This is a genomic window from Bradyrhizobium sp. Tv2a-2 (assembly GCF_000472425.1).
In the GTDB taxonomy this organism is placed as follows: domain Bacteria; phylum Pseudomonadota; class Alphaproteobacteria; order Rhizobiales; family Xanthobacteraceae; genus Bradyrhizobium.
Genome location: NZ_AXAI01000043.1, coordinates 17980 through 32039 on the forward strand (window position 1 = coordinate 17980; position 14060 = coordinate 32039).

The window sequence follows — 14060 nt, forward strand, 5'->3', positions numbered from 1 at the left end:
AACCTTTTAGCGTTCGATCGTGCCTGTGCGGCGGATCTTCTTCTGCAGGAGCAGCACGCCGTAGAGCAGCGCCTCCGCGGTCGGCGGGCAGCCGGGCACGTAGATATCGATCGGCACGATGCGGTCGCAACCGCGGACCACCGAGTAGGAATAATGGTAGTAGCCGCCGCCATTGGCGCATGAGCCCATCGAGATGACGTAGCGCGGCTCCGGCATCTGGTCGTAGACCTTGCGCAGCGCCGGCGCCATCTTGTTGGTGAGCGTGCCCGCTACGATCATCACGTCGGACTGACGGGGCGAGGCGCGCGGCGCAAAGCCGAATCGCTCGACGTCGTAGCGCGGCATCGAGACCTGCATCATCTCGACCGCACAACAGGCGAGCCCGAAGGTCATCCACATCAACGAGCCGGTGCGGGCCCAGGTGATGAGGTCATCGGCGGCGGCGACAAAGAAGCCCTTGTCCGACAGCTCGTGATTGACCTCGAGGAAATAGGGATCGTTGGCGCCGACCGGCTTGCCGGTCGAAGGATCCAGGATACCGGTCGCGGCTGGCGCAACCAGCGGGCCCTTGGTTGGGGTGGCGGTTGGGCTCAATCCCATTCGAGCGCGCCTTTCTTCCATTCATATGCAAAGCCAATCGTCAGCACGGCCAGGAACACCAGCATCGACCAGAAGCCTGCCGCCCCTAGCTTGCCGAACGCCACCGCCCACGGGAACAGGAACGCCACCTCGAGATCGAAGATGATGAAGAGGATGGCGACCAGGTAGAAGCGGACGTCGAACTTCATGCGGGCGTCATCGAAGGCGTTGAAGCCGCATTCATAGGCCGAGAGCTTTTCGGGGTCGGGCTGCTGGAAGGCAACCAAGAACGGAGCAATCAGGAGCGCCAGCCCGATCAAGGCCGCTACCCCAATAAAGACAACAAGTGGCAGATAGTTTTGCAGGATGCCGGTCATCGGCGCTTACCTTTTGCTGCGGTTTCGGGAGAGCCGCAGATTCGTCGATTTGGAATTATTCTGGGAGGCTTAGCGCAGTGCACTAAGTGGCGCAAGACAAGCTATTTTGACGCCTGCTATGCCCTGATGGGCTTGGGAAACACCACTTTAGTCCTTGATCCGCCAGTCTCTCGCGGGCCCGGCGGCAGGCGCTGCCGGGGTCTATTACACACCTGTCGCGCGCGCGCATCAGCTGGAGTTTTTTTCCGCCGCGAGCATGTCGGCGGCGCGTTCGGTCAGGCGGTCGATTTGGGCGAGGAGCATGGCGACCTCCTCCGGGCTCAAGCCTTCGAGCAGCCGCTCGTTGCGCTCCAGACCGCCAGCGACGATGGCATCATGGGCGGTTAGCCCCGACCGGGTCAGCCGGACCAGCACCTCCCGGCTGTCCCTGGGGTTCGCCGCACGCGCCACGAGCTTGCGCGCGACCAGCCCGGCCAGCGCGCGGCTGATCTGCCCCTTGTCCATGCCCACCGCCTCCGCCAGCCGCGCCACGCTCATCGGCGGCCGCCGCCCAAGCGAGGCGACCAACCCGAATTCCACCGACGAGAGCCCCGTCAGCCGCTTGTACCGCAGGATCGCGCCGCGCCTGAGCAGGTTCGCCAGCACCATCAGCCGCGACGACAACAGCGCGGTGATCGGCGCCGCCTCCTCCGCGTCCGCAATCGGCTCGGCCGGATCGGTCTTGGTCGTGGTCCGGGTCATAGGGAACAGCTCTGCCAAGAAAGTGCGGGCATGCCAAGCCCGCAACACGGATCGGGCGCGATCGTTGACATTGTCATCGATCTAAAGTTCACTCGAGTCAAAGCCAGCCGACAATGCGTGGGGAAGGAACCATCATGAACGTCACCCAGCGGGACCGCGATCTCGGCACGGCCTATGCAATGAAGCCGGCGAAGACCCGGACCGAACTGACCTCGGTGGTCCGCGGCAGCCCGATGGGCGAACTGCTCCGCCGCTACTGGCACCCGGTCGGGCTCGTGTCCGACGCCACCGACATCCCCAGGAAAGTTCGCGTACTCGGCGAGGACCTGGTCCTGTTTCGCGACCGAGGTGGCCGCGTGGGCCTGTTGCATGCCCGCTGCTGCCATCGCGGCACCACGCTCTATTACGGCAAGGTCGAGGATGACGGCATCCGCTGCTGCTATCATGGCTGGAAATTCGACACGCAAGGCCACTGCCTGGAACAGCCCTGCGAGCCCGATGGCGGCCGGTTCAAGGACAAGGTTCGCCAGCCCTGGTACCCGGTGCAGGAGCGCTACGGGCTCATCTTCGCCTATCTGGGCCCGGCCGAAAAAATGCCGGTGCTGCCGGCCTACGAGTGCCTGGAGACGATGGACGACGGCGAGTTCGTCGAGGCCGATGATTCCTCGATCGGCGGCGGTGGACCCGCCGTCATCCCATGCAACTGGCTGCAGCATTTCGAGAATGTCGTGGATCCCTACCACGTGCCGGTGCTGCATGGCTCCTTCAGCGGACCCCAGTTCACCAACATGATGGCCTCGATGCCGGAGGTGACCTTCGAGATCTCGCCCCGCGGGGTGACGGTGCGCTCGGTTCGCCGCCAGGACGATGGCAAGGTGTTCCACCGTGTGACGGAAGCCGCACTGCCCACCTTGCGCGTGGTGCCCAATCCGCGCGTGGCGCAATTTGCCCGCGTCGAATCGATCGGCTGGACCTTGCCAATCGACGACACCTCGTTCCGGATCTATGTCGCAGGCCGCGTCAAGAACAAGGGCGACATCGGACGCATGCGCTCGAAGTTCAACGGCAAGTTCTGGTGGGACATGACGGAGGAAGAGCACCAGCAATTCCCCGGGGACTATGAGGCGCAGGTTGGCCAGGGGCCGGTGACCGTGCATTCCGAGGAGCATTTCGGCCAGAGCGACCGCGGCATCCTGATGGTCCGGCGCATGCTGGGCGACCAGCTCGAGGCGCTCGCCGCGGAACGCGATCCGATCGGGGTTTCGTTCGATGCGGAGGCGGAGCCCGTCAGGTTCGAGGCCGGAAACTATATCCGCGAGGCGTAAGTGCTCGCGGCCAGACAAGAACAAGACATCACGGGGAAGGAAACATGGTCGATCTCGCTCCGGCGGCGAGCGCGGAACTGCGCTCTTCAGCTGCCGCCTCGCCGCGGCGTTATTACGTGCTCGCGATCCTCACCCTGGTCTATGCGCTCAATTTCCTCGACCGCACCATTTTCAACGTCCTGATCGAGCCGATCAAAAAGGAATTCGCGCTCAGCGACACCACCATGGGCCTGCTCGCGGGGTTCGGCTTCGTGCTGTTCTATTCCCTGCTCGGGATTCCCATTGCACGGATCGCCGACCGGGTCAGCCGGCGCAACATCGTCGCGCTGGCCTTTGCGTTCTGGAGCGCCATGACGTTCCTGTGCGGGCTAGCCTCCAGCGTCACCACGCTGGCGCTGGCGAGGATCGGCGTCGGCATCGGCGAATCCGCCGGCACACCGGCCTCGCAGTCCCTGCTCGCCGACCTCTTCGACAAGAACGAGCGGCCACGCGCGCTCGGCATCTATGCCATCGGCACCTATCTCGGCGTCTTCCTCGGCTATTTCATCGGCGGCTGGGTCAGCCAGCATTATGGCTGGCGCACCGCATTCTTTTCAGCCGGGCTGCCCGGCATAGCCCTCGCTGCACTGCTGTGGCTGACGATTGCCGAGCCCAAGCGGGGCGCCATGGCCGAGACGTTCGTGCCGGAGCCGATCGGCCCGACCCTGCGGTTCCTCGCGACCCAGCCGAGTTTCGTCATCGTGCTGATCGGCTTTTGCCTGACGAGCTACACCAATTACGCGACCGCCGCGTGGATTCCTCCCTTCCTCGCCCGCGTGCATCATCTGTCGAGCGCCGAGATCGGCACCTATGCCGGCACCTTCAAGGGCCTTTGCGGCATCGCCGGGACGCTCGTCGGCGGGCTGGTGGTGGGGAAGATCAGCCGGCAGGACGACCGCTGGAAATTGTGGGCGCCGGCGATCATGTCGGGGCTCGCTGGCCCCGTCTTCGCGCTGTGTATGCTGACACCAAGCTTTGTCACCATGGTCGCGGCGCTCGCAGCGACCTCGTTCCTCGTCGGCTTCCATCTCGGCCCGATCTTTGCCATTGCGCAAACCGTCGCGCGGCCTAGCATGCGGGCGTTGGCCTCCGCGCTCGTGCTGTTGACGGCGACCTGCTTCGGCCAAGGCGTTGGCCCGCTCGCAGTCGGCATGATCAACGACGCGTTGAAAGGGGCATTGGGCGCGGATGCGGTGCGCTATTCCCTGCTCTCGGCAGCCGCCACCACGACGCTGGGAGCCCTCTTGTTCGTCTGGGCCGCCCGCTTCATCCGCGCCGATATCGCGCGGGCGAAGTAGCCGTGCCAAGGCGCCTGAGCTGAACGCGCAGCCAGACCCAGACGACGACCGCCACCGGCGATCCGACCAAGGCCGATGACAAATGCTGCCCGGCCGCGCCGACCGACAGCCCAATCGCGAGGCCGGCCATTGTCAGCGCGCCGATGGCGGCCGGCGCACCGAACACGCGCCATCCCCTCGATTGCTTTTTCATTGCAGCAGCGCCGGCGCGGGCGAGGCCGCGGGAGGCGCCCGCTTCCGCCGCCCCGCCAGCCATAGATAAAGCCCGCTGCCAATCACGACGATCGTCATCACGTCGAGCGCGGCCCAGACCACCTTGAGCGGCATGCCGCCATAGTCGCCGAAATGCAGCGGTTGCGACAGCAGCAGCGCCTGCAGATAGATCGGCAGCGCGCGGCTGTCCGCGACCTCGGCCGTCTCGCCATCGAGCAGCACCGGCTTCAACAGGCGCGACGTCAATGGCGTATCGCCGCGCATGAAGGCTACGAAGTGATGCGAGCTCGAGAACGGCGTACCGGGAAAGGCGATGAAACTGATCTCCATCCCGGGCGCCGCGAGCTTCGCCCGCACCACCACATCGTCCAGTGAGGCCAGACGCGACGGCGGTGGCCTGCCGGCATAGGGCGCAACCATTTGCGCAAGCTCGGTTGCCTTCCACCGGCTCAGCATCAGCTCCGCCCAGGTGTTGACGACTCCGGTCAAGCCGACCACCAGCGCCCAGACGATTGTCACCGCACCCAAGAGATTGTGCCAGTCGAGCCATTGGACGCGGCGCGTGCTGCCCTGCCGGATGGTCGCAAAGCGCAGGCGACGGGTGAACGGCCAGTACAGCACCACGCCCGAAATGATCGCGATGGCGAAAAGCAGGCCCATGGCGCCTAGAAATAGCTTTCCGGCCTGGCCCGCGAACATGTCGGTGTGAAGCTTCAGCACGATCAACATCGGCCCGGCGCCGACCGGCCCGAGCAATTTTGCGGTAACGGCATCGAAGGCCCGTACTGTCGCGTTGTCGGGAATCCCGTCCGGCGCGCCGTTGGTGAAGGCCGTGATGATCCCGGGCTCGTCCTTGTCCCAGGAGATGTACTGCAGCACCCGGCCGGGATCGGCAGCAAGCGCTGCGTCCGCAATCCTTTGCACCGGCGCGGCGGGTTGCGCCGCGGCCGGATCCGACTGCGGTGCATAGCCCAGGAGCTCGTCGATCTCGTGATGGAAGATCAGCGGCAGGCCCGTCAGGCAGAGCAGAAGGAGGAACACGGTCGAGATCAGGCTGGTCCAGGTGTGGACCACGGACCAAAGTCTGACCGTCCGCGCCTTCACGAGGCCGCCTCCTCAGCCGTCATCACCATTTGTAGGAGACGCTGGCGGTGATCCGCCGACGGTCTCCGTAGAAGCAGGACGAAGCCGACGCGCAGCTTGCGACATAGATCCTGTCGGTCACGTTGATAACATTCAGTGCGGTCCGCCAGTTCTTCCATTCGTAGTGGAGCCCGAGATCGCCGAGCACGACCGCGGGAACCTCGAGCGTGTTGGCGGCGTCGGCCCAGGAGGAGCCGACGTAGCGTACGCCCGCCCCGAAGCCAAATCCCGTCAGCGGTCCCTGCTTGAAGGTGTAGTCCGCCCAGCCGGACGCCATCACCTCCGGCGTATTGGTCGGCGTTTTGCCGATCAGCGACGGATCGAGGTCCTTGCTGGTGAAGATGTGGTAGCCGGTGACGGCGCCGATCAGCTTCAGCTCCGGCGTGACATTGGCCACCGCCTCGATTTCCATGCCGCGCGAGGTGACCTCGCCGGTCTGGTTCTGCAACAGCACGTTCGTGGGATCGGTCGTCAGCGCGTTCTGACGCTTCAGATCGAAGGCCGCGACCGTGAAGTAGCCGTCGAAGCCCCTGGGCTGGACCTTGAGGCCGGCTTCGACCTGCTCGCTGGTTTCAGGCAACAGCAACTGGTTCTCTGCATTGAGGCCGATGACCGGATTGTAGCCTGTCGCGTAGGAGACATAGGGCGCGAGACCATCGTCGAAATTGTAGATCAGTCCGGCGCGCCCACTGAACTGGCTGTCCTCGCGGCTCGCAACCGTAGCCCCGCTGACACGGTCGGCCTGGCTGGTCTCGACCCAATCATTGCGGCCACTCAACACCAGCGTGAAATTGCCGAGCTTGATCTGGTCCTGAAGATAGGTGCCGGTCTGCTTCTGCGTGATGAGGTAATTCCTGAACGGCGCGCTCGTCAGTGGAATGTCGATTCCGTAAACAGGATTCAGCACGTTGATCGACGGGACCGTGCCAAACTGGAAGTTTTGGTAGTCATCGATCTGGTAGCCCCTCAGGTCGACCCCGAACAGCATCGTGTGCTTCACCGGACCGGTGTCGAAACGGTATTCCAGCTGATTGTCGAGATTGGCCTGGTTGGCGGTGTCCTTCGCATACCAATTGTAGCGCGCGAGGTCGCCGGCCGCCTCGTTGGCGTAACCATTGCCGATGTAGCCGCGATAGGTGACGTCGACGTGCGCGAAGCGGGCATTCTGCCGGAATGTCATGCTGTCGGAGAGGTTGCGTTCGAACTGATAGCCGAGCATCTCCTGCTCTCGCGTGAACTTGTCGACGCTGGGATCGCCGACAAAAAAGCTTGTCGGGATGCGACCGAACGGTGCATTGGTCACCGTCCCCTCATAGGGCAGGAAGTTGATGCCGCGAGTATCCTGCCTCGACGCTGACGCCAGCACGGTGAAGGTCGTGTCGGCATCCGGCTTCCAGGTGACCGACGGCGCGATGAAGTAGTTGTTGTCGGGCGTGAAGTTGACCTGCGTTCCGCCGTTCTGGACTTGCCCGACGAGGCGATAGAACAGCTTGCCGCTTTCGGTCGACGTTGCGACTGGTCCACCGAAATCAAAGCCGACATAGGCGTTGCCGAAATTGTTGACGCCGGTCTCGACATAGCGGATCGGCTCGGCCGGCGGCATCTTGCTGATGACATTGACGATGCCACTCGGGCTCGAACCGCCATAGAGCACAGCTGATGGACCACGCAACACCTCGACGCGCTCCATGTCCGGAGGCTGCAGCTTCCAGCTTGCGTAGGACGTGTAGAAGAGCTGCATGCCGTCCAGGAACAGCCCGACGTCGTCGGACTTGAAGCCGCGGATCAGCCACCAGTCGTTGCGGGTGTCCGCACCGAAGGTTCCGGCGCGCACGCCCGCGGTATAGCGCAGCACCTCGTCCAGCTTGTTCGGCTTCTGGTCGCGGATCTGATCGGTGCCGATGACGGAGACCGACTGCGGGGTTTCCATGATCGACGTATTGGTCTTGGTGCTGGACGAGCTGCGGTTGGCGACATAGCCCCGGATCGGGCCACGCGGCGTCTCGACAAATTCGTGCTTGCCCTGCGGTTTTGCTGATTGCGCGGCCTGCACGGTTCGGCGCGGCCGGCGCTCCGCCTGCGATCCGACGCGGCGCCGCGGCGCTGCGGGATTGACCGTAACCGGCGGAAGACTTTGTGCACCAGCGGACTGGCCTGACGATCCTGACTGCTGTGCAACGGAAACCTGCGGCCACACGACAACGACGGACACGGTCGCCAACGCGGCGATCCGCAACAGACCAAACGAGTTCAACGCGCCACCCCAACTCTTGATTGAGAGCATCGTCACGTCGTTTTGATTTTCGACGACGTGCCGTGAGAGCGACGCTTATGCGAAGGGTTGCGATTTAACTAATTGAAAGCCTCTTAGAGCCGTTCTTAGAGACTCTCTTAGAAGCGCTCTTGGTCAGAGCTGCGACGTCATGTCAGCTTGCCCGTGTATTGCTCGAGCTTCTCCCAGGCTTCGTTGCCGTAGCTCTTCTGCCATTGGGCGTAGAAGCCTGTTTGCACCAACGCGCTGCGGAATTGCTTGGGATCGGGCGTGTTGAACACCATGCCTTTGCCCTTCAGCTCGCTCTCCAGCGAGCGGTCCATCGCCAGAAGATCGGCACGCTCCTTCACCGCGGCTGCATCGAAGCTTTCGTTGAGGATGGAAAGCAGATCAGGCGGCAGGCCTGCGAGCGCGCGGCGATTGGCGATGACCCAATAGCCGCTCCAGCAATGGTTGGTCAGCGCGCAATATTTCTGCACCTCGTAGAGCTTGCCGGTAGACACCTGCGCCAGCGGATTTTCCTGCCCCTCCACAATGTGAGTCTGCAGCGCCGAATAGAGCTCGCTGTAGCTGATGCTGGAAGGCAAGGCGCCGAGGCCTGAGAACAGCGAGGTCAGAAGCGCAGTGACGGGGACGCGGATCTTGAAGCCCTTGAGGTCGTCGACGGCATTGAGCTGGCGGCTTGAGGACGAGGTGATCTGGCGAAAGCCGTTGTCCCAGGTCTTCCGCATCGGCACGACGCCGGCCTTGCCGATGGCGTCGCGGACGAGATCGCCGACGGCGCCGTCCATTGCCGCCCAGACCTGGTCGTAGGACTGGAAGGCGAAGCCGACGCTGGGCAGGCCCGACAGCGGCACCAGGGTCGAGAGCGTCATGGAGGGCGCGGCGAGCAGCTCGATGCCGCCGGCCCGGAGCTGGGAGAGCATCTCCGGGTCGCCGCCGAGCTGGCTGTTGGCAAAGACAGTGACGGCCAGCCGGCCAGCGGACCGATCGCCCGCCTCCTTGGCCGCCTCGGCGAGCCGAACCGTCAGAGGATGGGTATCGGGGGTGTTGACGCCGAGCTTGAACTCGAACTCGGCCGCGGCATTGGCCGGCCTGGCCAGAATTGCGGCCGCACAGACGGCCGAAGCCGACCCGAGCAGGGCCCGGCGGGTCATTTTCTTCATTTTTTTGCCTCCCGGGCGCTTGATTGCACCCCAGCGGCAGTTTCAGCCGAAGCAGTCTGACCCGCAAGGGCCGCATGATACCAGCCACACGCCCCCGCGAAACCATTTTGGGAAAACAACGAAACCGGGGTGAAACAGAGGGCGTCTATCCCTCCCATCAGACAGAAGGCGCTTCTGAGACGCCTTGGGAGGCTAAGATGAACCACTCCATTCATTCGGCGGACCGTGCGACCCACCTGAAGATCGTGGTGGTGGCGCTGGTTGCCGGTATCGCGGTGGCGGCGTTCGGTATCGCGACCCGCAACAACGTCGATTATTCGCAGACCGCCCGGGTAATCAAGGCCGACAAGCCGGTCATGGTGACAACCTCGAATACGACCGCCGTGCGCTAAGCCAATCGGCCTCTCTCACGGAGTCTTGACGGGCCGCCTTTCCGGCGGCCTTTTTGCTGGGCCGCTGACCGCAATGGAGAACCCGGAGACTACTGCTGCAAGCCCTTGATTTAATGGCGGCAGAAACCGGGCTCGAACCCGAGACCTCCGCCGTCACAGGGGCGGTAAAGGCGCTGCAACAGTTGAATAAGACTGTCCGCGCTGAGCGGTATTCGGCGATGTCAACAAATGACGCATGGGCCAAGGAAGAGACGCGGCTTCGTCTCCCGGAGGAGCCAAGCCGCGTCAGGCCGACGGATTGGGCTGGAGGCTCAACGGCCGTCGACCCGTGAATCAATCACTGGGCGGACGCGCAGTTCCTACGGCGGCCTCACTACGCCGCCCGGTTGCCGGTGCAGCAAATTTGGGAAACAGCCGAGCCGCGAGCGACGGAAATCGATGCTTGACTGCGACGTGCCGTCGATTGCTCCGGCGATCGAGGACGTGATGATATGAACGCCGATGAGCCCGCGGCTGCAGACTGGCCCCTGAACGCGTGCCCGGATCCCGGTTCCGCGCCAGAATGAATCCCCCGCGTTGCCGGATTTGGGTCGCATTGCAACCCAAGTCGCGGCCAAAGGTCGTGCCCGGGCGGGGCGCAACACCGGGGGTTTCCATGTCCGGTCATTTGCGATTTTACTTTGTCGCTTTTCTCCTCGTAGGTCTCTCGACGTCGCCGGCATCCTCGAATCCCTTCGACGCCTTGTTCAATTCCGCTCCCGCAGAAGCCACTGCGCCCGCTCCGGCAGAAACCACTGCCCCCGCTCCCACCGAAGAGGGGTGCTTGCCGCAACCCGGCAAGTCGACGGCCGAGGGCCAGCACTGGGTCTATCGTTACGACGGCCACCGCAAATGCTGGTTTCAGGCCGCCGAGGCGACCGTGAAGAAATCGGCTCGTCACGCCGCGAAACCTCGTGCTGCCGATCCCAAAGAAAACGACTCCGCGCCGCGCAACCGGAGAGCGGTCGTCGATGCCCGCACGGAGCTGCTAGGCCCCGCGCCGTCGGAAGCGCCCCAGCCAACGCCGCCCGCCCCCCGAACTCAGCTGGTCGATGCCGCTCCGGTCCCGCTTACGGCGGACGCAGCGCCGCAAGCGCCGGCATCAGTCGTTACCGAGCCCGCGACCAATCGGCTCACGGCCGACCAACCAATGCCACGTCAAGTTGATGTGGACGCGCTTCTGGCTGCTGCTCCACCCGCCGGCGATGCGGCCGCCACCGTACCTCCAGCGAGCCAGGTTGCCGGTTCCAACCCTGACACGGGCGGCGGCGGGGGCGGATGGACGGCAACCTGGCCCGGTCTGCTACTGATGGCGCTCGGGCTTGCCCTCCTCCTACGCGTCCTCCGCGCGAGCCGGACGGTTCGGGTGGACGGTGTCGTCCGGGCTATTTCTCCATCGGTGGAGGGAGCTGGCGGCCATCGCAGACGACGGGCTCGGGAGCCGGTGTTCGCCTTCGGTCCGGCTAGATTTGATCGTCCGGCGGACAAAAGCCTTTTTAGGCCGCGCAACGCAAGGCCGGCAATCTAAGAGAGCGCCTGTCAGCTCTCCAGAAATGCCTTCTTCTGCATCAGCCCTTCGCGCTCCAGCACCGCTTTGGGATAGAGAAGGCCATCGGCTGTCACCAGATCGAGCGGCCCGTCCTGACTTCGCATTCGGGGCCAATTCCAGACTCATGCATCGAAGCAATTGCGCCCTATTCGATCACTTCGTCAGCGCGCGCGAGCACGGTCGGGGGAATGGTGATGTCCAGTGCTTTCGCAGTCTTCAGGTTGAAAACCATCAAGTATCTGGACGCCTGCTCGACTGGCAGCTCAGCCGGGCTGGTGCCTTTGAAAATTTTGTCAATATAGGATGCGGCACGTCGATACAGATCGTTTAAATCCGCGCCATAACTGACAAGACCACCCGCGTCCACGTTCGCTCTGTTTGCGAAGATCTCCGGCAACCGATGCTTCATCTGAAGGTCGGCCAGGAGTGCGCCCTGTGCGGTGTAGAGTGGTGAAGATAAGACGAGAACACCACTGACCCGTTCTCGCGACATCGTCGCGAACGCTTCCTGGATCTCGGAGACAGTTCCAGCTTGAGCCAAGACCAGTTGGACTCCAAGCTTGTCGCTTACAGCCTCAACCGCCCTTACCGCAGATGGGTGCGACGGCGTCGTGGGATTCCAGAGAACACCAATCCGAACCGCGTCGGACAACGTTTCCCTCAAAATCTCCAGCTCTTTGACGGAGATCTCCGTGAGAAGCATCGACATGCCGGTGATATTTCCGCCAGGGCGCGAGAGGCTCGCGACATCTCCCAGGCCGACCGGGTCGGCATGTTGAGCGAAGACAATGGGGATCGTGTTTGTCGCACGTCGGGCGGGCTCCACCTGCGTTGAGGCGGGCGCAAAGATAACATCGACGTTCATTCGAACGAGTTGGGTTGCGAGATCAAACGTTTGGTCGGCTCGCTCCGCCCATCGGAACTCAATCGCGATGTCCTTGCCATCGACATAGCCGAGATCGCGCAGGCCGCTCCGCAGAGCCTCAACTTCGCTCGTCCAACTGGAGGCAGGGCCAAATCCCAGGTATCCGATCCGCCGCACCTTTGTCGCTTGCTGCGCTCGCGCCGCAAGCGGCCAGAGAGCCGCCGCACTACCAAAAAACGTAACGAAATCGCGCCGTCTCATATCCGCCACTCGCGCAGGTTCGCCGCTCGAATTAGCCAAGGTTCAGCATGACGAAATCATGCCCTCTCATTCGATCACCTTGTCGGCGCTCGGCAACAATTCTGCTTCAAAGGCGGTAATCTAGGCCTATGACGGAGATTTGGATAGCGGAACAGAAAGCCAATGTCGCAGATGGGTCTTTGCGTCGCTGTCCCTCAAGCGCGCGCAACCGCCGATGTCTGCTTCACCCCCGGACGCGACTGAATTATTGTGTTGCCGCGAAATGTCGCGAAGGGCCATGTGTGGACGGCTCCGGGTTGGCAAGAAGAATCTTCACTTCGCAGTAATGGTCGGAGCAGCCATGTGTTCGGCCTGTTTGCGCGGTACTCATGACCGCTGGCCATAATGCCCTCCGCGGATCAGGTCCCGGTCAAAAGCACGCATTCGATGATGCTGTGGCCCGTGTGGGTTGTCCTGATCGCCGGATCGACCGGCACTGCATTAAGTGCTGTTCGCCTTCCCAACCATTACGTCACGCCGGGGCTCTCGCGCCGGTGGAGGAGCCGTCAACAGCATCAGAAGCAGACCTTCAAGGCTTTAGGCGTTCCCTATATGACCTTTCCGGGATTCATAATGTCGTCCGGATCGAACGAGCGCTTGAGCGTTCGCATTACCCCGACCGCAGCCTCCCCAAACTCCGGAACAAGGAAATGCTTCTTGCCCTCGCCAATCCCGTGTTCGCCGGTACAGGTCCCGTCCAAGGCGATCGCCAGCTCCGCTAGCCGTTCGATGAAAGCCTTGGCACGCGCGATCTCATCTAAATCATCCATCATGACCATTAAGCTGGCGTGAAAATTTCCGTCACCTACGTGGCCGACGATCGGCGCGATCAATCCAGCCCGCTCAATCTCTTGCTTGGCAGCATTGACGCATTCCGCGAGCCGCGAGATCGGCACGCACACGTCGGTAACGACCACCTTGGCGCCAGCGCGATATGATGTAATCGCCCAGAACATGTCGTGCCGAGCCTGCCACAGCCGAGTTCGGTCCTCCGGCGCCCTCGTCCATTCGAAGCCACCGCTCCCGAATTCGGTAGCGATCTCACCGAACCGCGTCGCTTGTTCGGCAACCCCTGTCTCGGAGCCGTGAAACTCAAGAAAAAGCATAGGTTGCTCGGGAAGGTTCAGTTTCGAGTATGCATTGCTGACGCGCACCTGCATCTCGTCCAGAAGTTCGACCCGTGCAATTGGAATACCCGACTGGATCGCTGTGATGGCAGCCCGGCAGGCTTCATCAACCGAAGGAAAGCGGCAAACAGCGGCGGACATTGCTTCGGGAATGCCGTGCAGCTTCAATGTGAGTTCGGTGATAACCCCGAGCGTGCCTTCCGCTCCAACGATCAGCCGTGTCAAATCGTACCCGGCCGAAGTCTTCCGCGCGCGACGTGCCGTGGTCATCAGCTCACCGTTTGGCAAGACGACCTTCAAGGACAGAACGTTGTCCTTCATCGTGCCGTACCGCACCGTGGTCGTTCCCGATGCGCCTGTCGAGGCCATGCCACCTAGCGAAGCGTCGGCAGAGCTATGGCCGAAACTGGGTGATGACGGGTTGAGAGAGGCGGCGTATCGAGGCGGGTGTCGAGCCTGCCAGAACCTCAAGGAGAGCGATACGCCATGACCGAGACTACCAACGTTTTTGCTTTTCGTCAGCCCTCCGCGGTTGACGATCCACTGACCGATATCCTCCGCGCCGGGGCGCGCGACCTGCTCGCCAGGGCGGTCGAGATCGAGGTCGACACGTTTCTGGCCAGCACGTCCGAGCT

At 62.9% G+C, this 14060-nt stretch carries 11 protein-coding genes and 2 pseudogenes; 4 read left to right on the plus strand and 9 right to left on the minus strand.

The genetic code is table 11. The features are described 5' to 3' along the window. Positions 1-6 precede the first annotated feature (6 nt). From A3AI_RS0139640 to A3AI_RS0139650, 3 genes are all read right to left on the minus strand, one after another. Complete coding sequence (locus tag A3AI_RS0139640) at positions 7-600, minus strand: NuoB/complex I 20 kDa subunit family protein (protein WP_024520796.1); 594 nt, start codon at positions 598-600, stop codon at positions 7-9. Next, positions 591-956, minus strand: a complete 366-nt coding sequence (locus A3AI_RS0139645; protein ID WP_024520797.1) for an NADH-quinone oxidoreductase subunit A — start codon at positions 954-956, stop codon at positions 591-593. Before A3AI_RS0139645 ends, A3AI_RS0139640 begins: the two co-directional genes overlap by 10 nt. Positions 957-1184: 228 nt before the next feature. Continuing rightward, positions 1185-1697: a MarR family winged helix-turn-helix transcriptional regulator gene (locus A3AI_RS0139650; RefSeq protein WP_024520798.1), complete on the minus strand. Its 513-nt coding sequence runs from the start codon at positions 1695-1697 to the stop codon at positions 1185-1187. Between the two features lie 134 nt (positions 1698-1831). Here A3AI_RS0139650 and A3AI_RS0139655 point away from each other — a divergent pair, with 134 nt between their 5' ends. After that, positions 1832-3022, plus strand: coding sequence for an aromatic ring-hydroxylating dioxygenase subunit alpha (locus tag A3AI_RS0139655; protein ID WP_024520799.1), 1191 nt, complete (start codon positions 1832-1834; stop codon positions 3020-3022). Between the two features lie 44 nt (positions 3023-3066). Next, positions 3067-4359, plus strand: a complete 1293-nt coding sequence (locus tag A3AI_RS0139660) for a spinster family MFS transporter (protein ID WP_024520800.1) — start codon at positions 3067-3069, stop codon at positions 4357-4359. Here A3AI_RS0139660 and A3AI_RS0139665 read toward each other — a convergent pair. The 4 genes from A3AI_RS0139665 to A3AI_RS0139680 form a co-directional block, all read right to left on the minus strand. Further along, on the minus strand, positions 4328-4552 hold the full coding sequence (locus A3AI_RS0139665) for a hypothetical protein (protein ID WP_024520801.1): 225 nt from the start codon (positions 4550-4552) through the stop codon (positions 4328-4330). The two genes, A3AI_RS0139660 and A3AI_RS0139665, sit on opposite strands and share 32 nt — an antisense overlap. Beyond that, a complete protein-coding gene (locus A3AI_RS0139670) occupies positions 4549-5676 on the minus strand; it encodes a PepSY-associated TM helix domain-containing protein (RefSeq protein ID WP_024520802.1) in 1128 nt (375 codons plus the stop codon). Before A3AI_RS0139670 ends, A3AI_RS0139665 begins: the two co-directional genes overlap by 4 nt. Before the next feature lie 22 nt (positions 5677-5698). After that, positions 5699-7999, minus strand: coding sequence for a TonB-dependent siderophore receptor (locus A3AI_RS0139675; RefSeq protein ID WP_245287062.1), 2301 nt, complete (start codon positions 7997-7999; stop codon positions 5699-5701). Between the two features lie 137 nt (positions 8000-8136). Beyond that, positions 8137-9153 (minus strand): TRAP transporter substrate-binding protein, encoded by a 1017-nt coding sequence (locus A3AI_RS0139680; protein ID WP_024520804.1) that lies wholly within the window; start codon positions 9151-9153, stop codon positions 8137-8139. Positions 9154-9350: 197 nt separating this feature from the next. On the opposite strand from A3AI_RS0139680, the gene A3AI_RS0139685 reads away from it, so the two are divergent. Beyond that, positions 9351-9545 carry a hypothetical protein gene (locus A3AI_RS0139685; protein ID WP_024520805.1) on the plus strand — a complete coding sequence of 65 codons (195 nt, stop codon included), beginning with the start codon at positions 9351-9353 and terminating at the stop codon, positions 9543-9545. A gap of 1733 nt (positions 9546-11278) precedes the next feature. Here A3AI_RS0139685 and A3AI_RS0139710 read toward each other — a convergent pair. Together A3AI_RS0139710 and A3AI_RS0139715 are read right to left on the minus strand one after the other, a co-directional pair. Then, positions 11279-12259: an ABC transporter substrate-binding protein gene (locus tag A3AI_RS0139710; protein ID WP_024520809.1), complete on the minus strand. Its 981-nt coding sequence runs from the start codon at positions 12257-12259 to the stop codon at positions 11279-11281. 587 nt (positions 12260-12846) lie between these two features. After that, positions 12847-13815 (minus strand): annotated as a pseudogene (locus A3AI_RS0139715) (FAD-binding oxidoreductase); the annotation flags it as partial. A gap of 96 nt (positions 13816-13911) precedes the next feature. Here A3AI_RS0139715 and A3AI_RS49710 point away from each other — a divergent pair. Next, positions 13912-14060: pseudogene (locus A3AI_RS49710) on the plus strand (IS256 family transposase); the annotation flags it as partial.

Bases quoted from the DNA above. Each gene is read 5' to 3' on its own strand.
- A3AI_RS0139640 (WP_024520796.1), bottom strand. From the start codon at position 600: ATGGGATTGAGCCCAACCGCCACCCCAACCAAGGGCCCGCTGGTTGCG.
- A3AI_RS0139645 (WP_024520797.1), bottom strand. From the start codon at position 956: ATGACCGGCATCCTGCAAAACTATCTGCCACTTGTTGTCTTTATTGGG.
- A3AI_RS0139650 (WP_024520798.1), bottom strand. From the start codon at position 1,697: ATGACCCGGACCACGACCAAGACCGATCCGGCCGAGCCGATTGCGGAC.
- A3AI_RS0139655 (WP_024520799.1), top strand. From the start codon at position 1,832: ATGAACGTCACCCAGCGGGACCGCGATCTCGGCACGGCCTATGCAATG.
- A3AI_RS0139660 (WP_024520800.1), top strand. From the start codon at position 3,067: ATGGTCGATCTCGCTCCGGCGGCGAGCGCGGAACTGCGCTCTTCAGCT.
- A3AI_RS0139665 (WP_024520801.1), bottom strand. From the start codon at position 4,552: ATGAAAAAGCAATCGAGGGGATGGCGCGTGTTCGGTGCGCCGGCCGCC.
- A3AI_RS0139675 (WP_245287062.1), bottom strand. From the start codon at position 7,999: ATGCTCTCAATCAAGAGTTGGGGTGGCGCGTTGAACTCGTTTGGTCTG.
- A3AI_RS0139680 (WP_024520804.1), bottom strand. From the start codon at position 9,153: ATGAAGAAAATGACCCGCCGGGCCCTGCTCGGGTCGGCTTCGGCCGTC.
- A3AI_RS0139685 (WP_024520805.1), top strand. From the start codon at position 9,351: ATGAACCACTCCATTCATTCGGCGGACCGTGCGACCCACCTGAAGATC.
- A3AI_RS0139710 (WP_024520809.1), bottom strand. From the start codon at position 12,259: ATGAGACGGCGCGATTTCGTTACGTTTTTTGGTAGTGCGGCGGCTCTC.